Origin of the sequence: Bifidobacterium scaligerum, from assembly GCF_002802865.1 — a bacterium.
Lineage (GTDB): Bacteria > Actinomycetota > Actinomycetes > Actinomycetales > Bifidobacteriaceae > Bifidobacterium > Bifidobacterium scaligerum.
Genome location: NZ_PGLQ01000002.1, coordinates 128884 through 149160, shown reverse-complemented (window position 1 = coordinate 149160; position 20277 = coordinate 128884). Strand labels below are relative to the sequence as shown.

Here is a 20277-nt window from a genome sequence, read left to right as displayed (position 1 = left end):
GAGAGAGAGGGCACTGTTATGGCAGAAGCCGTTGCCAAGGCCAACTACAAGTGGCGCGTCGTGGATATCGTCGTCGCTTCCATCATCGCTGTTGCATCCGGTGTTATCTTCGCCGGTTGGGATTTGATTTACAAGATTCCGACCACCGCTTTGGATGCGCTGCTTCCGGGCTTTAGCGGTCTGGTATGCGCATTCTGGCTGTTCGCCGGTCCTCTGGCCGCAGTGATCGTGCGCAAGCCGGGTGCTGCGATTTACGCTGAGCTGATTGCGGCTTGCATCGAATACATCATCGGTGCCGGCGGCGTGTTCGGTATCAGCGGTTCCATCATTATCGGCCTGGTGCAGGGTGTGTTCGCTGAGATCATCTTTGCTGCTCTGCGTTACCGCAAGTGGAACCCGTTGACCGTCACCCTTTCCGGTGCGCTCGCAGGATTCGGCAACTATCTGTACGAGTTCTCCCCGGTCGGCGGCTACGTCGGTACCGAGGGCGGCTACTTCGGCGCTTACGGTTTGGGCTACCTGTTCACCACTGTGCTTTCCGGTGCCGTGATCGCCGGTATCCTCATGTGGCTCGTGCAGCGCGCCATCGCTGCCACCGGTGTGCTGGATCGTTTTGAGTCCGGTAGGACGAAAGCGCTGGTCTGATCGGTGAACAACCGTACGCAATTTGAACAGCCAACCCCAGTCGGTGTCGAAGCACGCGACTGGGGTTGGCGTCATTCTACTCGTAAGGATTTCGCATTACGCCACGTGAATCTTACGATTCGCCCTGGCGAGCGTGTACTGCTGCTTGGATCATCCGGTGCCGGCAAATCTACCTTTATGGCGGCGATGGCCGGTGTCTTGGGCAGTGATGATGAGGGTGAAAGCGAAGGCGAGCTTACCATAGGCGGACTGGACGTCCGTGCGGCCCGTGGCAAAGCCGGTTTGGTGCTGCAAGATCCCGATTCGCAGATCATTCTGGAACGCGCCGGTGATGATGCCGCTTTCGCTTGCGAGAATCTCGGCATTCCACGTGATGAAACATGGCGACGCGTCCGCGAGGCGCTTGACATTGTCGGCCTTGAATCGCTGGAACTGACCCACTCCACCCGCCATTTGTCTGGCGGACAGCGCCAACGTTTGGCATTGGCTGATGTACTGGCCATGAGACCGGGTCTCCTGTTGCTCGACGAGCCTACTGCCAACCTTGATCCCGAAGGCGTCAAGGAAGTCCATGAGGCGGTCAAGCATGTAGTTGAATCCACTGGTCAGACCATGGTGGTGGTCGAACACCATATCGATGTGTGGCTTGACTTGGTGGATCGTGTGATCGTGCTCGGGGCCTCGGGCGATGGTGACAATCATGAAGGCGGTGTTCTCGCAGACGGCACACCGGATGAGGTGTTCTCCGCAATGGGCGATGTGCTCGCGCAGGGTGGTGCCTGGGTGCCGGGCCGCGCCATTCCGGATTTCCGTGCCGGTCATGTCCGTGAGGAAGACGGCATTCATTTCCAGGCCTCATCCTCGGCGCTGAACGTCTCTCTTGACCCTGATGAGCCGGTATTGCAATGCCGGGATTTGAGTTTCGGCCGTGGCAGCGCACTCGGCACCGGAATCAATCTTGATTTTTATCCGGGCTCGATATATGCCCTGATGGGGCCCAACGGTGCCGGCAAATCAACGCTGGCGCTGACGTTGGCCGGTTTGCTCAAGCCGTTGGCCGGGCACGTTCGCATTGCGCAGAGTCTCGCTCCCAAGCCGGATCGTCTGGAGCCGTTCCATTGGAAGAGCCGCCAGCTATTGGGACGCATCGGCATGGTGTTTCAGGAGCCTGAGCACCAGTTCGCCGCCAACACGGTACGTGATGAGGTGGCTATCGGGCCGAAATCGATGGGTAAAACCCAAGAGGAAGCCTATCAAATCGCTGATGAAATGCTGGAGCGTATGAATCTCACCCGATTCGCGCCGGGCAACCCCTACACCTTGTCCGGCGGCGAAAAGCGGAGGCTTTCCGTCGCTTCCATGTTGGCCGCCGCGCCGCGCATTCTGATTATGGATGAACCGACGTTCGGTCAGGATTTCCGCACGTGGTCTGAAATGGTCAAACTGATAGCCGGTATTCGAGACCTCGGATGCACGGTGATCATGGTCACCCATGATGAGCCGTTGGTCGAATCGCTGGGTGCGATTCCCATCCAATTCGAGCCTACGGCAAATGGTTCGGCATATCGCGAAGGTAACGATTCAGCCGAATCAACAATGGCCTCGAAGGAGGCTGCGACTATGGCCTCAACGACAACTGATGAAAGATGAAAGGAGAGTGCGATGAGTAGCGCATCTGAAACGCAACCTACAGGCCTCTCCATTGCCGTGACTCCTCCCGAAGAGCGGCATGAGCAGGCCAAACCGGCTTCGCAATCATGGTTCATCGCCAAACTCAACCCGGTCAGTCGTTTTATCTGCCCGCTGATGATGAGCCTGCCATTGTTCTTCACGCTGGATGTGGTCTCCGGCTCCATTCAGTTCGGTGTAGTGCTGGTTCTGCTGTGGATCGGCGGCATCAACCCGCTCACGGTGATACGACGCACATGGCCCGTGTGGTGGGGCGCGTTTTTCGGCTTCATCACCATCATGATGTACGGTCGCACCGGTGGCACGATCTATTGCTCGTGGGGTGCGGTGACCATCAGTGACGGATCGTTGTATATCGCCGCTGCAACATTCCTGCGTGTGGCTGCTATTGCGGTTCCCAGCGTGATTTTCATGCTTGGTCTTGATCCCACCGATCTTGCGGATGGCTTGGTGCAGATTCTGCATCTTTCGCCCCGATTCGTGTACGGCGGTCTGGCCGGCATTCGCATGTTCACTTTGCTGCAGGAGGATTGGCGAGCTCTTGGGCTTTCCCGTCGCTCCCGCGGTTTGGGGGATGGCAACGCGGTGGTGCGCATCTTCTCCCAGGCGTTTGGCCTGTTGGTGTTGTCCATCCGTCGCGCCACCAAATTGGCCACGGCCATGGAGGCACGCGGTTTTGGCGGAGATGCCGAGCGCAGTCAGGCGCGTGTCTCCGAATTGCACACCATTGACTGGGTTTCGTATGTCGTCAGCATCATCATTCCGCTGACCGCCGTCGGCATCGCCGTTGCCACCGGAAACTGGCATTCCCCGTTGCACGGTGCGTGAGGCACGTCCGACACCGACGGAAGTACCTCCGACGGAGACATGTCCAATAGACGGATAAGCGTACGTTTTTCCAGACTATACCGCTCCTCATCTTAGGGAACGTACACTGAGGTTCACTCAGCGTACGTTCCTGCAGAAGTAGGGGAATAAACTCTGGAAAAACGTACGCTGACAATGATCATGATGGTCTTGCGGTAGGCTAAGGCCTATGCCGATTAATGCCCAGATTCTTGATAATCCGAAGTCGGACCGTGTGCGTCGCATCACGGATCTCACGCGCGCCAAAGGCCGTGAGCGGTCCGGACGATTTCTCATCGAAGGTCCGCAGGCGGTGCGCGAGGCGGTGGCCTGGCGGCCGGACATAGTGCAGGACCTCTATGTAGAGGTCGCGCAGGCGTTGGAGCATCCGCGTATTATCTCGTCCACGCTGGAAAAGATCGTGGAGCAATCGCAGGATGCCACTATTTACGTGCATCGTTGCACAGGCGAGGTGATTCGGCAGATCAGCAAGGATGCGCAGGGCATTCTCGCCGTGGGCAACGCGCGCGCGATGCATACCGGTCCGGAAGATCTTGAATTGGGGGAGAGGCCTCAGATCGCCGCATTCTGGCAGGTGCGCGACCCGGGTAACGCCGGTACGGTGATTCGTGCGGCAGATGCCGCCGGTTGCGATGCCGTGATTTTCGTTGACGACTGTGTGGATGCGCTCAACCCCAAGGTTGTACGCTCTACGGTCGGATCGCTATTCCATATTCCTGTGCTCAGAATGGGAACCGAGGAGTTCTTCGGCTGGGCTGCCGATCGTAAGCTGGATGTCTGGGCTGCCGACGTATATGGTACCGAGCGGCGCAAGCCGGAAAGTCTGCCTCAGGTGCTGGCGAATGTGGACTCGGTGACCTCAGGCAAGGCCGTGCTGTTCGGCAATGAGGCACGTGGTTTGGAACCCGCAATTCTGGAGCAGTGCGATCGTATTGTTTCGATTCCGATCTACGGCAAGGCCGAGTCGTTGAACCTCGGCACTTCGGCTGCGGTGATGCTGCTGAGCTTGGCGATGGCTGGTCGGGAAACGATCTGAACGTTGTATTGTCTGCGTGCGGCTTCATTATGACTCCACGTATAGGGGCATCCTGCAGTCTTGTGGGTCTTCGTGTTTTTGACTGATCGAGTAATGGACCCCGGGGGTCATGTCGAGTCATATCGTGACAATGTGATGTTGGACATTGCTTGGAAAACCCATGTTCGCAGGCATAGCTGGGCGGCATGGAAAGCGACAACAAGGAAAGGGTGCTCGTGGCAGAAGCGCTATTCGATGCGCAGAAGGTGACCGATGCGGTTGCCGAAGGCATCGCGAAAATCCAGAATGCCTCCACGTTGGAGGAATTGAAAGCCATCAGAACCGAATACGCCGGCGCTGATTCGGCGATGACCCAGGCCAGTAAGGCCATCGGAAAGCTGCCGAAGGACGAGAAGAAGGAAGCCGGCAAGCTTATGGGCAAGCTGCGCGCCGACTTCGGCCGCGCATTCGGGCCCAAGGAAGCCGAACTCAAGGAAGCCGCGGAGAATGCCGCACTCGCCGCCGAGACCGTGGACATGACGCTGCCGGTGAACCGTAAGCCGCTTGGTGCCCGCCACCCGCTCGCCAAGCTGATGGAAGATGTCGAGGACTTCTTCATCTCGATGGGATGGCAGATCTCCTCCGGCCCCGAGGTGGAAGCCGAATGGTATAACTTCGACTCCCTGAACTTCGGTCCGGATCATCCGGCCCGCCAAATGCAGGACACGTTCTACGTCAAAGGCAATCAGGCCAAGGATGCCGCCGGCTTCGTCGGCTCCAATATGGTTGTGCGTACCCAGACCTCCTCCGATCAGGTCCGTGCGCTGCTCACCCGTGGCGTGCCGCTGTACATCGCCAGCCCGGGGCGTGTATTCCGTACCGACGAGCTGGACGCCACCCATACGCCGGTGTTCCATCAGTGCGAAGCGCTCGCCGTGGACAAGCATCTGACCATGGCCGATCTGAAGGGTGTGCTGGATAAGCTCGCCGTGGCCATGTTCGGACCGGAAGCCAAGACCCGTCTACGCCCGAGCTACTTCCCGTTCACGGAGCCAAGCGCTGAGCTTGATCTGTGGTTCCCGGACAAGAAGGGCGGTCCCGGCTGGCTCGAATGGGGCGGTTGCGGTATGGTCAACCCGAACGTGCTGAAGTCCGCCGGCATCGATCCGAACGAGTACACCGGCTTCGCGTTTGGCGTGGGCATGGAGCGTACGCTCCTGCTGCGTAGCGACATCAACGATATGCATGACTTGGTCGAAGGCGATGTGCGCTTCGCCGAACAGTTTGTGATGGGGGAGTGAGTTACCCATGCCTATGATCGATATCGATTGGCTCAAGGACCATGTGGAGGTTCCCGAGGGCCTGACCTACGAACAGCTTGCCAAGGATCTCGTCAAGGTTGGTCTTGAGGAAGAGGAGATTCACGCCTCTCAGGTGACCGGCCCGATCGTGGTCGGCTACGTGGTGGACGCCACCCCCGAACCGCAGAAGAACGGCAAGATCATCAACTGGTGCCACGTGGACTGTGGCGACGAGTGGAACGAGACCGACGAGAACGGCAACAAAGTGCCGCGCGGCATCATTTGCGGTGCGCCCAACATGAAGGCCGGCGAGAAGGTTGTCGTTACGTTGCCGGGTGCCGTGCTTCCCGGTGATTTCAAAATTGAACCGCGCAAGACCTATGGTCATATTTCCAACGGCATGTGCGCCTCCGAGCGTGAGCTGGGTCTGGGCGACAGCCATGACGGCATTATCCTGCTGCGCGACTACGGCTTCTCTGCCGCGGAATACGAGGCGTTGAAGCCCGGTCAGGATGCGATGCACCTGTTGCACCTTGATCAGCCGCTGCTGGAGATCAACATCACCCCGGACCGTGGCTACACGCTGTCCTACCGTGGTGTGGCTCGTGAATACCACCATTCCACCGGTGCTGCATACACCGATCCGGCCATCGCACTGAACGAGAAGGCTCCGGAGCCGGCCGACTATCAGCCCGGCACGAAGGTGGATATCGACATCGAAATCGATGACAACAACCCGATTCACGGTGTTCCAGGTTGCGACCGCTACTACGCCCGCATCGTGCGTGATTTCGATCCGAAGGCCAAGACGCCGAACTGGATGCGTCGCCGGCTGATTCGTGCCGGCATGCGTTCCATCTCGTTGGCAGTGGATGTGACCAACTATGTGATGCTCGACCTCGGTCAACCGATGCACGCCTACGATCTGGACAAGCTCGAAGGCCCGATTGTGGTCCGTCGCGCCAAGGAAGGTGAGAAGCTCACCACTTTGGACGGCAAAGAGCATGCGCTGAGCCCTGAGGACCTGCTCATCACCGATTCCCCGAATGGTGAGCGTTCGTCCCGTATCCTCGGTCTGGCTGGTGTGATGGGCGGACTGTACGGTGAAGTGACTGCCGAGACCAAGAATGTGCTGTTGGAGGCCGCGCACTTCGATCAGGTGACGATTGCGCGTTCCGCCCGTCGCCACAAGATTCCGTCCGAGGCGTCTCGTCGTTTTGAGCGTGGTGTGGATACCGCTCTGCAGCCGGCTGCCACGCAGATGGCCGCGGATCTGCTGGCCAAGTACGGCAATGGCGAGCCCAGCAAGTACCCCAACGATGTGAACAACACGCCTCGCGCCAAGGTGATTCATTTCAAGGCGTCCGAAGTGGCTCGTGTGGCCGGTCTCGATCTGGACATCAACCGTATCTCCGACATCCTCACCGATATCGGCTGCACGGTGGCCGGCGGCGGCAACGGTGAGTTCGCAGTCACCGCGCCGAGCTGGCGTCCGGATCTGAACCAGCCGTGCGACCTGGTCGAGGAAGTCGCTCGTCTGGTTGGTTATGACGAGATTCCGGTCACCGTTCCTCCAGCTCCGGTCGAGGGACTGGTCGGTCTGACCGCCGATCAGCTCCGTCGTCGCCGCGTTGCGGACGAGTTGGCCGAGTACGGCATGGTTGAGGCGCTGAGCTACCCGTTTGTTGGTGATGACGATTACAAGGCGTTCGGTTACGATGCTGAAGCCACCAAGAAGGTCAGCGTGGAGATCGCCAACCCGCTCTACGGCGATCGTCCGTACCTACGTCGTGAGATTCTGCCGACGCTGGCCACCACTGTGCAGCGCAATATCCGCCGTGGTTTGGACAACGTGTCCCTGTACGAACTCGGCCACGTGTACCTGTGGAATCCCGAGGCTCCCGCTATTCCGGCCCTGCCGGGTGGCGTGAAGCCGACTGACGAGCAGCTCGCCGCGCTTGATGCCGGTCTGCCCGATCAGCCTGACCATGTGGCTGGCATTCTGACCGGCCTGGCCGAGGATTCCGGCTGGCTGGGTGGCAAGCGCCCGGTCGATTGGTCGGATGCGGTCGAAGCAGTGCGTCGTATCGATGGCCGTTTGGGAGCCAAGCTTACCTTCGATCAGCCTGAGGCGAGCAAGGTGCCGGTACAGTGGCATCCGGGCCGCGCCGCCCGTGTGCTGGCGTCCGGTGTGTTCGTCGGTTGGGTGGGCGAGTTGCATCCGCGCGTGAATGAAGCATTGGGTCTTCCTGCGCATTCGGCTGCATTCGAGCTCAACCTCACGGATCTGTTCTCCACGCTGGACGGCAAGCCGGTACAGGCCAAGCCGATTTCCACGTTCCCTCCGGTCAAACAGGATCTGGCTTTCACTGTGGACGATTCCATCACTGCGGCTCAGCTGGAAGACGTGATTCGCAAGGCCGCCGGCGCGAACCTTGAATCTATCGAACTGTTCGACGTATTTACCGGCGAACAGGTGGGCGAAGGCAAGAAGTCGTTGGCATACGCCGTGGTCTTCCGTTCGCCGGACAAGACGCTGTCCGCCGAAGACAGCGAAGCGATTCGCGCGAACATCGTAGCCGAGGCCACCAAGCTCGGAGCCCAGTTGCGAGCCTGAGTTATATAGGCTCCCCTTTCGGAACGTAAGAAGAAGGGGAGCCTTATCGATATCTGAAACCATGAAGGAGCGCCATGAGCCAGTCGGAACAGCACACGCCGCAGTACGGGCAGTACAAGCAGCCTGAATACGGTGCCATGGCTGGCCAGTACGGGCCTCATTACAACCCGTATATTTATGGCGCTCCTGAACCCGACAGCAAACAGAATGCCGAAGCGGCGCCGGGCGACGTTCGCAGCACCGGTACTGCTCGGCAGCAGTCGTCTGCCAACTACTATCCCGGCGGCTACCCCGGATCACAGAATCCAACCAACGGTTCTGGTTACACCAATGGTTCCGGATATGGCTCCTCAACCGGTCCTTCATACGGTTGGGGAGCGGCGAATACGCCAAACAGTGTGCAAAACGGTACATATCAGCCGCATTACTACCGCGGCATCGATATGAATGATCCCAACCAGAATCCTCTGTACGGTCATTGGGATTCGTATGCGATCATCTCGTTTGTATTGGCCTTGTTCTTTCCTGTCCCGGTGCTTTCCGGACTGATGGGCGCAGTGGCCATGTGGCGAACCCGTACCTTCCATGTGAAGGGGTTCGGCCTGGCGGTGGCCGCTTTGGTGATCAACGTACTGTACACCATTGCTGTAATCTGGCTGACGATGAATGGTGTCGATCCTTCGGCGCTCTATCAGGAAGCGTTGCAGCAGATGCTGGGCAATGGCGGCGGTACAGGCTCCACTGGCGACTCTCTTTCCGCGTGATGTGTAGCCGCTCGGCCGCATTGATTCCTGATTGATTTCTGGCGCACGTTTTGTCGTGCGCCATTGTTGTATTCGCTCTGGTGTATCCGTGTATCCGTATATCCGTATGTCAACACGCCTATTGCATAACTATGCAATAGTCTGCATAATCGCGTATACTCGTGCGGGAACCATCAGTTGAAAAGAGATGAGTATGGCGAAATATACAGTGGCGGTGGCGGGTGCCACGGGCTATGCAGGCGGCGAGGCGTTGCGTATTTTGGCGGCACACCCCGATTTTGAGGTGACCTGTGTGGCCGGACATTCCTCGGTGGGGGATTCCATGGCGAAACATATGCCGCATATCCCGCAGCTGGCCGGTTTGGTTGTGGAAGACACCACGCCGGAAGTGCTTAACGGCCATGACGTGATTATCCTTGCCTTGCCGCATGGAGCTTCTGGCAAGTTGGCATCCCAGTTGGACCCGAATGCCGTGGTGGTGGATTTGGGTGCCGACCACCGTTTAGAAGAACGCCGTGCATGGGATGAGTTCTACGGCGGTGATTTTTACGAGCACTGGACGTATGGCATGCCGGAGCTCATCACCGGCAAAAATAAGGCCGGTGAATACGTGCGTCAGCGCGAGGCCTTGCCCGGTACCAAGCGCATCGCCGGTCCCGGATGCAATGTTACGGCGACCACGCTGGCACTGCAGCCAGGCATTGCGGAAGGTCTGATCGAACCGACCGATATCGTGGCTGATCTGGTGGTCGGATATTCCGGTGCCGGTAAGAATCTGAAGCGCACGAACCTGCTCGCCTCGGAAGCATTGCAGTCAGCATTGCCATATTCAGTGGGTGGCACGCACCGTCACATTCCCGAGATTTTGCAGAACTTCGCCCATGCCGCCGGTAAGAACGCCGCGGCTGCCAGTGAATTCACACTTGGTTTCACTCCGATTCTGGCACCGATGTCCCGTGGCATTCTGGCAACAGTCTCCGCCCGCTTGAGTGAGAAGGCTTTGGCCATGAGCAACGAGGATATTCGCGCAGTATGGGCCAAGGCATATGAAGGCCAAGACTTCATGGTGTTGCTGCCGGAAGGCATGTTGCCGGCGACCGGTAATGTGATCGGCTCCAACGCAGCTCATCTGCAAGTCGTGGTCGATCGCAAGTCTCAGCGTCTGTACGCATTTTCAGCTATTGATAACCTCAACCGTGGTACTGCCGGTCAAGCGGTACAGTCACTGAATGTTGCATTGGGACTGCCAGAGGATGCAGGCCTGACCAAGATTGGAGTAGCACCGTGAGCGTCACATTCGCACAAGGCTTCTCCGCGGCCGGCGTGGTCGCGGGTATTTCCGCAGTTGAGGGCAAAAAGGATTTGGCGCTGGTCGTCAATAACGGCCCGCTTGATGCCGCAGCTGGAGTGTTCACCTCAAATCGTTTCTGTGCCGCGCCGGTGCAGTGGAGCCGCAAGATTGTGGCGGATGGCCATGTCAAGGCTGTGATTCTGAACTCCGGTGGTGCCAACGCCTGTACTGGTCAGGAAGGCTATGCCCAGTCACGGGCTACCGCAGAAAAAGTGGCCGAACTGGTCAATGCCGCGCCGGAAGACGTGGCAGTATGCTCCACCGGTCTGATTGGTGAGCTGTTGCCGCTCAACCATGTGCTTGCAGGTGCGGACAAGGCTTATGAAAATCTTGCCGACACCGCTCAGGCTGGTGCCGACGCTTCACATGCGATTATGACCACCGATACCAAGCCAAAAACCGTCGAGCTGACCGGTTCCAACGGCTGGAAAATCGGCGGTATGGTCAAAGGCTCTGGCATGATCGCTCCGCAGCTGGCTACTATGCTGTGCGTTATCACCACGGATGCCGTGGTTTCCGCCGGTCAGATGCAGGCCGCGCTCGCTGTCGCCGCCGAGCACTCCTTCAATCGCATCGACGTGGATGGCTGCATGTCCACCAATGATACGGTGCTGTTGCTTGCCTCCGGTGCTTCCGGTGTGGAGCCGGACAAGGACGAATTCAACAAGTTGGTGCGTGAGGCCTGTGCTTCGTTGGCCCGCCAGATCATCGGTGACGGTGAAGGTGCCTCTCATGACATCCGCATCACCGTCACCGGTGCCACGAGCGAGGAAGCGGCGCTGGCCTGCGGTCGTGCTGTGGCCGCGTCGAATCTGCTGAAGTGCGCCATCTCCGGCAATGATCCGAATTGGGGTCGTATCGTGAGCTCGTTGGGCACCGTGCCTGAAGATGTCGCTCCCTACGATTCCGAAAAGGTGACCGTGGATGTCAACGGCGTGCGCATTTGCGAGAACGGTGGCGCTGGCCGAGACCGCAGCGAAGTGGACATGACGCCGCGTGAGGTTCATATCGACATTGACCTCAACACCGGGTCGAACGCTCAGGCGACGGTCTGGACCGACGATCTGACCCATGAGTACGTGCATATCAACGCCGACTACGAAAGCTGAGTCCGCGAAAGCTGTCTGGTTTTGGTACCGGTGTCCGTTGCATGACACACTCAAAGCCGTTCGGCCAAGCCTACGGTCTCATAACGGATGCCAGCACCAAGAACCCTTACCTTCGTGGGGATGAAAGACAAGGAATAATTAGGAATGACTACGGAATTGAAGGGACCTGGGTTCCACTTCGACGTACATACCGATCTACGCGCCGACCAGAAGGCGGAGGTGCTGATCGAGGCGTTGCCCTGGCTTGAGGAATTTGCCGGTCAGCGCATCGTTGTCAAATATGGCGGCAATGCCATGGTGGACGAAAACCTCAAGCGTTGCTTTGCCGAAGACATGGTCTTTCTGCGTCAGGTAGGTCTGCATCCGATTGTGGTGCATGGCGGCGGCCCGCAGATTTCGCATATGCTCAAGGCGTTGGGCATCAAGTCCGAGTTCAAAGGCGGCTTGCGAGTCACGACCCCTGAAGCCATGGATGTGGTACGTATGGTGCTGACAGGCAAGGTTTCGCGTGAGCTGGTCGGTCTGATCAACGCGCATGGTCCGCTGGCAGTTGGACTGTCCGGCGAAGACGGTGGATTGTTCTCGGCCATGCAGCGCAAGCCGATTATCGATGGCAAGCCTACCGATATCGGTCTGGTGGGCGACGTGGTGTCCGTGGACGCCTCCGCCGTGGAGGATCTGGTGGCGGCCGGTCGTATTCCGGTGGTTTCCTCAGTGGCCCCTAACGAGGAGGATGCCACTGAGGTTCTGAACGTGAATGCCGATTCCGCTGCAGCCGCTCTCGCAGCTGCCGTCGGTGCCCACAAGCTGATCATTCTTACCGACGTGGACGGCCTGTATGCCGATTGGCCGGACAAGAATTCGTTGATCGGCCGTATCGGTGTGGAGAATCTGCGCGATATGCTGCCTGATCTGGAATCTGGTATGCGTCCGAAGATGGAGGCCTGCGTGCGAGCCCTTGATGGTGGCGTGCCTCAAGCCCATATCATCGACGGCCGCAAGCCGCATTCGATCCTGAATGAGATATTCACCTCCGCTGGTATCGGCACCATGGTCGTCCCGGAGGACGGACTGGAAATGAGGAGCTCCTATGGCTACTGAACATAAGGAAACATTGGGTGCCGAAGACAGCAAATGGCTGGGGGAGTACTCCCAAGTCCATATGAACGTATTCGGCACGCCGTTGCGCGTGATGGATCACGGCAAGGGCGCACACATCTGGGATGTGGACGGCAACGAATATCTGGACTTTCTTGCTGGTATCGCCGTCAACTCGCTTGGATATGCGCATCCCAAGTGGGTTCAGGCGGTAGCCGAACAGGCTGGTCGTATGGCCCATATCAGCAACTACTTTGCATCAGAGCCGCAGATTGAGCTTGCCGCTAAGCTCGTCAAGCTTGCCGGCGCTCCCGAAGGTTCCAAGGTCTACTTCGGCAACTCCGGTGCTGAAGGTAACGAGGCCGCCCTGAAGCTTGCCAAGCTCTATGGTCGCACTCTGCCGGGTGCATTGCCGTCTGTGGGCGGCAAGCCTGCACGCATCATTGCCCTGACCCATGGTTTCCATGGCCGTACGATGGGCGCGCTCTCCGCCACTTGGAAGCCGAATATCCGCAAGCCCTATGATCCGCTCGTGCCGAACATCGAATTCGTGCGCGCCGCAGACAAGATCGCCCTGCATGACGCTTTCGCGCAGACCGGTATGGGACCTTACGGCAAAGGCCCGGTTGCCGCGGTGATTCTGGAACTCATCCAAGGCGAGGCGGGTGTGAAACCGCTTGGTGCAGATTACGTCAAGTTTGTGCGTGAGATCTGCGACATCAATCACGCGTTGCTCATCATCGATGAGGTGCAGACCGGTATCGGCCGTACCGGTTCCTGGTTTGCTTTCCAACGTGAGGATCTTGCCGGCGGCGTAAAGCCTGACATGGTCACCTTCGCCAAGGGCGTGGCCGGTGGCTTCCCGATGGGCGGCATGATTGCTTTCGGCGCCAAGCTTGCGGCGCTGTTCACTCCTGGCTCGCATGGCTCCACGTTCGCGGGCAACCCGTTGGGCGCCGCGGCCGCTCTTGCCACGCTTGGCGTGATTGAGGATGAACATCTCGTGGCCAATGCGGAAGAACGTGGCAAGCAGTTGCGCGAGGGCATTATGTCCACCGGCAATCCGCTGTATGTCTCGGTACGTGGCCGTGGCCTGCTCGATGCCGTGGAACTCAAGCATCTGTGCGCTCATGCGGTGATGAATTACTGCCTCGAACACGGACTCATCGTCAATGCCGTAGCTCCCGATGCGCTGCGCTTCGCACCGCCGCTGATCGTGACCGCCGAGGACGTGGAACAGGCGGTTGCTGTACTGAAAGACGTTCCCGCTGATCTGCCTGACGACTGATTTCCTCACACCTCCGGTATTCCGCTTTTCAACGAAGGACATTCCAGCGAAAACAGGATGACGGAGCTGTAATTGTCTGTACTTTCATAGTAAGGAGCACGACCATGACCCCAGAACTGCGCCATATGTTGCGCGATGATGATCTCTCGCACGAGGAGCAGAAGCAGGTTCTCGAACTCGCCATCAAATTCCATGAGAATCGTTTCTACAAGCAGCCGTTCGCCGGTCCTCAGGCCGTGGCTGTGCTGTTTGACAAGCCTTCCACCCGTACCCGATCCAGCTTCTCCATCGGCGTAGCGGAACTCGGCGGCTATCCACTGGTTATCGACAAATCGGGTTCTCAACTGGGCCGAGGCGAGCCGGTGGCCGATACCGCCCGTGTACTTGATCGCATGGCCTATGGCGTGGTCTGGCGCACCTTCGGACAGGACCGTGTCGAAGAGATGGCCAAGTACTCCACCCATCCGGTGGTTAATGCGTTGACCGACGACTTCCACCCCTGCCAGATTCTCGCGGATTTCCAGACCATCGCCGAGCATCGTGGCGGTGTGGATAACCTGAAGAACCAGACCATCGCATACTTGGGTGATGCGGCCAACAACATGGCCAATTCCTATCTGCTTGGTGGCGCGGTGGCCGGTATGGACGTACGCGTGGCCGGTCCCTACGGATACCTGCCTCGTCCGGACATCGTGGCTGACGCCAAGCGCATCGCCTCTGAAACCGGCGGTTCTATCACCGTGACTACTGATGCCAAGGCCGCTGTCGAAGGTGCCGACTGCATTTTTACCGACACTTGGGTATCTATGGGCGAGGAAGCCGAATATGCGATTCGCTCCAAGCCATTCTGGGATTATCAGGTCAATCCGGAACTTATGGCGCTGGCCAAGCCGGACGCGTTGTTCCAGCATTGTCTGCCCGCCTATCGCGGCAAAGAAGTCACCGCCGATGTGATCGACGGGCCGCAGTCCGTGGTCTGGGATGAAGCCGAAAACCGTCTGCACGCTCAGAAAGCGTTGTTGACATGGCTCACCGGCAAGGCTCGTGGCGACGAAAGTCTGCTCGCATGAGTGAAGGCACTCCGTCCCTGCAACGACCGGCAACCCGGGCCGCAAGGCTCAGCGCCATCGAGCAGGCATTGGCCACACATATCATCACCTCGCAGTCGCAGCTGTCCAAAATCCTGATCGATGAGGGCATAGCGGTGACTCAGGCCACGTTGAGCCGAGACCTCGACGAAATGCATGCGGTGAAAACCCGTCTGCAGGATGGCACAGTGGCGTATGCCGTGGCCCGTGGTGCCGCCCCTGCGGCAGATGGGGATGAAGTCGGACAACGAGGCGAAGCCCAGATGGCGCGCGTGCTTTCCGGACTGGTAACCTCGGTTGCCGCCGCCCGCAATCTGGTGGTGGTTCATACGCCATCCGGGGCGGCGCAGTATGTGGCTTCGGTGATCGACAAGCAGCCATTGGATGGCGTGCTCGGTACCATAGCCGGAGACGACACCGTTATGGTGATCTGCGCTGATGATGATGCCGCCGCATCCCGTAGCGACTGGCTGCTGACGTTGGCCTCGAAATGAGTTGATGCCAGGTCGATGCGCTGTAGGCGCATCTTGAGCCAGCCAACCCCAACACGCCGTGCATAAATATGCATAGGTCTGTATATACTTGCATCAGTTTGTTTTTGACTTAATAGGAAAGGGAATTCATGGCAGACAACAATCGTCTTGTTCTGGCCTATTCCGGAGGCTTGGATACCTCCGTCGCCATTTCGTACCTGAAGGAGCGCACCGGTAAGGACGTTGTGGCTGTGTCCCTCGATGTCGGCCAGGGCGGCGAAAGCCTGGAGACCATCAAGCAGCGTGCTCTTGCCTGCGGTGCCGTTGAGGCATACGTGGTCGATGCCCGTGACGAGTTCGCCAACGAATACTGCATGAAGGCCCTCAAGGCCAACGCCATGTATGAAGGTGTGTACCCGCTGGTGTCCGCCATCTCCCGTCCGCTGATCTCCAAGCACCTTGTGCGCGCCGCCCACCAGTTCGGTGCAGACACCATCTCCCACGGTTGCACCGGCAAGGGTAACGATCAGGTGCGTTTCGAGGTATCCATCGCTTCTATTGACCCAACCCTGAAGGCCATCAGCCCGATTCGTGATCTGGCGCTGACCCGCGATGTGGAAATCGCGTTCGCCAAGGAGCACAAGCTGCCGATCACTCAGACCGAGAAGTCCCCGTACTCCATCGATCAGAACGTGTGGGGCCGCGCCATTGAGACCGGCTTCCTGGAGGATCCGTGGAACGGTCCGACCAAGGACTGCTACTCCTACACCGATGATCCGGCCTTCCCGCCGGTCGAAGATGAAGTGGTCATCGAGTTCAAGCAGGGCATTCCGGTCAAGATCGACGGCCGTGACGTCACCCCGTTGCAGGCCATCGAAGAGATGAACCGCCGCGCCGGAGCTCAGGGCATCGGCCGTATCGATCTTATCGAGGATCGTCTGGTCGGCATCAAGTCCCGTGAGCTGTACGAGGCCCCGGGTGCTGTGGCTCTGATCACCGCCCATCAGGAACTTGAAAACTGCTGTCTGGAGCGCGAACAGCACCGCATCAAGCGCGACATCGACAAGCGCTGGGGCGAGCTGGTCTACGATGCGCAGTGGTTCTCCCCGGCCACCCAGTCGCTTAATGCCTTCATCGAGGACACCCAGAAGTACGTCTCCGGCGAGATTCGCATGACCCTGCACGGTGGCCGCGCCGTGGTGACCGGTCGTCGTTCCGACAGCTCGCTGTACGACTACAACCTGGCCACCTACGATTCCGGTGACAGCTTCGACTCCAAGTCCTCCAACGGCTTCATCGACATCTACGGTCTGCCGTCTCGCGTGGCCGCCGCCCGCGACGTCAAGTTCGGCAACGGCATCGAAGTTCCGAGCAACACCGTGGAGTGATTCGAGCTTTATAGCTGAGCCTGACGTGAAGCCCCTTCCCTGCGGAAGGGGCTTCGTCGTATGCGCGGATGTGTTGGCATCCCAAGCCGGGGCTATAGGCCAAAAGTTGGTACGATTTCGCAGTTCAGGGCTAATCGGCAGTCGTACCAAATGATCTCGTCACAAACGGCGTGCAGATACGAAATTGCGGAAACGTACCAACACAATCCTTGATTTTTCGATAACCTGGGATTTCATGCCGCAAAGGAGTCCGGCACAATACCGAGAAATGCCCTGAAAGCGCATGTTGTGCCATACGATTCGGGCAGTTCCACATTGCACATGCGTCCACACCGCCAAAAGACCGCATCATGGAAAGCGGCTACGGCATTGATTCGGACGAGACGAACGAAGATACGGCCCCGCGCTGGTAGCCTTGCCTGAGTCTCTCGCGCAACATCAGCTTCATGAATAATGTATGAAGTAATCTTATGGAGCAACAGGCCGCCGGATAATTTGCAATGCATCGAGGATGTAGCCGCGCGCTGATAGCCTTGCTTGCAGCTGATATGTAGCTTTGCGAAGCTTCCTAGAGCGTATTAAGGAGTGATTCATGCCTGAAAACAACGAACATCTGGCCCTGTGGGGTGGTCGTTTTACGTCTGGCCCGTCCCCGGAGCTGGCCCGTCTGTCCAAGTCCACACAGTTTGACTGGCGACTGGCTGACGACGATATCGCCGGGTCCCGTGCCCATGCCCGTGCGCTCGGCCGCGCCGGATTGCTCACCGCCGACGAACTGCAGCGCATGGAGGACGCGCTCGACACCTTGCAGCGCCATGTAGACGACGGTTCTTTCGCCCCGATCGAAGATGACGAAGACGAAGCCACCGCACTCGAACGCGGCTTAATCGACATCGCTGGCGACGAGCTTGGTGGCAAGCTGCGTGCCGGCCGCTCCCGCAACGACCAGATCGCCTGCCTGATTCGCATGTGGCTGCGCCGTCACTCCCGCGTGATCGCCGGTCTGCTGCTTGACTTGGTCAACGCGCTGATCGAACAGTCCGAGAAGGCCGGCCGTACGGTGATGCCGGGCCGCACCCACATGCAGCACGCCCAGCCAGTGCTGCTGGCACATCAGCTCATGGCCCACGCCTGGCCGCTGATTCGCGACGTGCAACGCCTCATCGACTGGGACAAGCGCATCAACGCCTCCCCGTACGGCTCCGGCGCGCTCGCTGGCAACACCCTAGGTCTCGACCCAGAAGCCGTGGCCCGTGAGCTCGGCTTCTCTCGCGTAACCGACAATTCCATCGACGGCACCGCCTCCCGCGACCTCGTGGCCGAATTCGCCTTCGTGGCCGCCATGACAGGCGTGGATATTTCCCGCCTCTCCGAGGAGATCATCATCTGGAACACCCAGGAATTCGCTTTCGTCAAGCTCGATGACGGCTATTCCACCGGCTCTTCCATCATGCCGCAGAAGAAGAACCCGGATATCGCCGAGCTGGCCCGTGGCAAGTCCGGCCGGCTGATCGGTGACCTGACCGGTCTGCTCGCCACCCTGAAGGGCCTGCCCACCGCCTACGCCCGCGACCTGCAGGAAGACAAGGAAGCGGTGTTCGACCAGGTGGACACCCTCGAAGTGCTGCTGCCCGCCTTCACCGGCATGGTCAAGACCATGCACTTCGACGCCGACCGTCTGGAAGAGGAAGCTCCGACCGGCTTTGCTCTGGCCACCGATATCGCCGAATGGCTGGTCAAGAACGGTGTGCCCTTCCGTCACGCCCACGAGCTTTCCGGCGCATGCGTCAAGATCGCCGAAGGCCGTGACCAGGAGCTGTGGGACCTGACTGATCAGGACTTCATCGACACCTTCGCCGCGTTCCTGCCGGCCGAAAAGGCCCCGGGTGTGCGCGAAGTGCTTTCCAGCCACGGTTCCGTCGATTCCCGTAACGGCAAGGGCGGCACCGCCTACGGCCGTGTGCGTGAGCAGATCGTTGATGCCAAGGCACAGGTCGAGGAGCTGAAGCTCTTCCCGGCTTCCACCTCCGACGGCTCCGCCTACAAGGCTCCCGGCACGTTCTAACAACGACTTCGCCCTCGTTTCGGCTCTCCGCCCGACAGCGGGGAGCCGATTTTGTATGTCGTCGTATGTCACGCGCCGCCCCTACACTTGGGAACCGTAACGAACGGGAGCCGCAAGGCTGAGAGGAAGCGAAGCTTCGACCGGGGAACTTGACGCGGGTCATGCCGCCGTAAGGAATCGTTGGTTTACGATTTGTTGGGCTCTCCACTTGAAGTTCGTGCATATAACTAAGCCGTGTGCGTCTTGTGGTATCCAAATGCCATAGATCGTGCATGGTCGCATGACTGGGTTCATGAATGGGCGCACCACTTAAGGTACGGTTCGTTTCGTGCGCCCTTTTTCAATATTGGAGGGAACTTTACATGCAGGTCAACGGAGAGCAGGTCACGCTCGAAGCGCCGGTCAGCGTAGCCGACTACCTCGAAACGCATGGATTCCGCGCCGAGCGCGTAGCCATCGAACTCAACGGCGAGATTATCCCGCGCGAAAAGCGTGCTGAAACCATGTTGGACGACCAGTGTGTGATGGAAATCGTACAGTTCGTTCAGGGTGGCTGAGCGCAAGTTTCATACGAACAACAACAGACACCAACCAAGTAGTTCATTTTTCGTACGTATGCGGTTTGAGAGCTAATCCAAAGAAGGAATCAATTATGAACATCAACCCGGTCACTGAAGCATCTGTTGAGGCGACGCCCCTGCCGCCGCAGCCGACAGTCGTCAATCCCGTGGGTACCGCAGCGCCGATGCTGCCGGTGGAAGACAAGCCGCTCAACCTTGGTGGCCACGAATTCCAGTCCCGATTCATTCTGGGGTCCGGCCGTTACGACCTGAACCTTATCAAGGCCACTGTGGAGCATGCTGGCACACAAATCGTCACGATGGCGTTGCGCCGTGCGCAAACCACCGAAAACAGTGTGCTTGACTACATTCCCGAAGGCATCACCCTGTTGCCGAACACGTCCGGCGCGCGCAACGCAGAAGAGGCCGTACGCATTGCGCGACTTGCCCGTGAAGTCTGCCACACTGACTTTGTCAAAGTCGAAATCGAACACGAGACCAAGTATCTTTTGCCGGACAATGCCGAGACCATCCGTGCCACCGAAATGCTGGCCAAGGAAGGCTTCGTGGTCATGCCGTACATGTTCCCCGATCCGATTGCGGCCCGCCAGCTCGAAGAAGCCGGTGCTGCGGCCGTGATGCCGTTGGGTTCGCTCATCGGATCCAACATGGGCTTGCGCATGCGCGACTTCATCGAGATCATCATTGCCAACGCGCATGTGCCGGTCATCATCGATGCGGGCATCGGCCGCCCGAGCCAGGCTTGCGATGCGATGGAAATGGGTGCCGATGCGGTCATGGCATACACCGCCGTAGCTTCCGCCGGCAACATTCCGTTGATGGCCGAGGCGTTCAAGAACGCCATCAACGCCGGCCGTGCCGCCTACCTCTCCGGTCTTGGCAAAGTGACCGAAGGTCAGGCCGTCCCCTCCAGTCCTACTACCGGATATCTGCACTGA

The 20277-nt window shown here is 58.8% G+C and carries 16 protein-coding genes, 1 pseudogene and 1 riboswitch; all 17 genes and pseudogenes read left to right on the top strand.

Features of this window, described 5'->3' with window-relative positions; translation table 11 throughout:
• Positions 1 to 18: 18 nt before the first annotated feature.
• The 17 genes and pseudogenes from CUU80_RS03860 (at position 19) to CUU80_RS03780 (ending at position 20277) form a co-directional block, all read left to right on the top strand.
• Complete coding sequence (locus tag CUU80_RS03860) at positions 19 to 645, top strand: ECF transporter S component (RefSeq protein WP_100496060.1); 627 nt, start codon at positions 19 to 21, stop codon at positions 643 to 645.
• Positions 646 to 648: 3 nt separating this feature from the next.
• Positions 649 to 2187, top strand: a pseudogene (locus CUU80_RS03855) (ABC transporter ATP-binding protein); the annotation flags it as partial.
• Between the two features lie 120 nt (positions 2188 to 2307).
• Positions 2308 to 3162, top strand: coding sequence for an energy-coupling factor transporter transmembrane component T family protein (locus tag CUU80_RS03850; RefSeq protein WP_100496058.1), 855 nt, complete (start codon positions 2308 to 2310; stop codon positions 3160 to 3162).
• A 208-nt stretch (positions 3163 to 3370) separates the two neighbouring features.
• Positions 3371 to 4237, top strand: a complete 867-nt coding sequence (locus tag CUU80_RS03845; protein WP_100496057.1) for a TrmH family RNA methyltransferase — start codon at positions 3371 to 3373, stop codon at positions 4235 to 4237.
• 185 nt (positions 4238 to 4422) lie between these two features.
• Positions 4423 to 5517 (top strand): phenylalanine--tRNA ligase subunit alpha, encoded by a 1095-nt coding sequence (gene pheS, locus CUU80_RS03840; protein ID WP_100496056.1) that lies wholly within the window; start codon positions 4423 to 4425, stop codon positions 5515 to 5517.
• Positions 5518 to 5524: 7 nt separating this feature from the next.
• The gene (gene pheT / locus CUU80_RS03835; protein ID WP_100496055.1) at positions 5525 to 8134 is read left to right on the top strand and encodes a phenylalanine--tRNA ligase subunit beta; all 2610 of its coding nucleotides are present in this window, start codon (positions 5525 to 5527) and stop codon (positions 8132 to 8134) included.
• Positions 8135 to 8208: 74 nt separating this feature from the next.
• Positions 8209 to 8898, top strand: a complete 690-nt coding sequence (locus tag CUU80_RS03830; RefSeq protein WP_100496054.1) for a hypothetical protein — start codon at positions 8209 to 8211, stop codon at positions 8896 to 8898.
• 193 nt (positions 8899 to 9091) lie between these two features.
• Complete coding sequence (gene argC, locus CUU80_RS03825; protein WP_100496053.1) at positions 9092 to 10186, top strand: N-acetyl-gamma-glutamyl-phosphate reductase; 1095 nt, start codon at positions 9092 to 9094, stop codon at positions 10184 to 10186.
• Entirely contained in the window at positions 10183 to 11358 is a 1176-nt protein-coding gene (gene argJ, locus CUU80_RS03820) for a bifunctional glutamate N-acetyltransferase/amino-acid acetyltransferase ArgJ (RefSeq protein ID WP_100496052.1), read from the top strand. Before argC ends, argJ begins: the two co-directional genes overlap by 4 nt.
• A 144-nt stretch (positions 11359 to 11502) precedes the next feature.
• Complete coding sequence (argB, locus tag CUU80_RS03815) at positions 11503 to 12459, top strand: acetylglutamate kinase (RefSeq protein WP_100496051.1); 957 nt, start codon at positions 11503 to 11505, stop codon at positions 12457 to 12459.
• Entirely contained in the window at positions 12449 to 13744 is a 1296-nt protein-coding gene (locus CUU80_RS03810; RefSeq protein WP_100496050.1) for an acetylornithine transaminase, read from the top strand. Before argB ends, CUU80_RS03810 begins: the two co-directional genes overlap by 11 nt.
• Positions 13745 to 13848: 104 nt before the next feature.
• Positions 13849 to 14814: an ornithine carbamoyltransferase gene (argF, locus tag CUU80_RS03805; protein ID WP_100496049.1), complete on the top strand. Its 966-nt coding sequence runs from the start codon at positions 13849 to 13851 to the stop codon at positions 14812 to 14814.
• Positions 14811 to 15326 (top strand): arginine repressor, encoded by a 516-nt coding sequence (locus CUU80_RS03800; protein WP_100496048.1) that lies wholly within the window; start codon positions 14811 to 14813, stop codon positions 15324 to 15326. The genes argF and CUU80_RS03800 overlap by 4 nt, the downstream gene beginning before the upstream one ends.
• Positions 15327 to 15454: 128 nt before the next feature.
• Positions 15455 to 16693: an argininosuccinate synthase gene (locus tag CUU80_RS03795; protein ID WP_100496047.1), complete on the top strand. Its 1239-nt coding sequence runs from the start codon at positions 15455 to 15457 to the stop codon at positions 16691 to 16693.
• Positions 16694 to 17285: 592 nt separating this feature from the next.
• On the top strand, positions 17286 to 18758 hold the full coding sequence (gene argH, locus CUU80_RS03790; RefSeq protein WP_100496046.1) for an argininosuccinate lyase: 1473 nt from the start codon (positions 17286 to 17288) through the stop codon (positions 18756 to 18758).
• Positions 18759 to 18851: 93 nt separating this feature from the next.
• A riboswitch (TPP riboswitch) is annotated at positions 18852 to 18952 on the top strand.
• 168 nt (positions 18953 to 19120) lie between these two features.
• A complete protein-coding gene (thiS, locus tag CUU80_RS03785) occupies positions 19121 to 19315 on the top strand; it encodes a sulfur carrier protein ThiS (protein WP_100496045.1) in 195 nt (64 codons plus the stop codon).
• Positions 19316 to 19407: 92 nt separating this feature from the next.
• Entirely contained in the window at positions 19408 to 20277 is an 870-nt protein-coding gene (locus CUU80_RS03780) for a thiazole synthase (RefSeq protein ID WP_100496376.1), read from the top strand.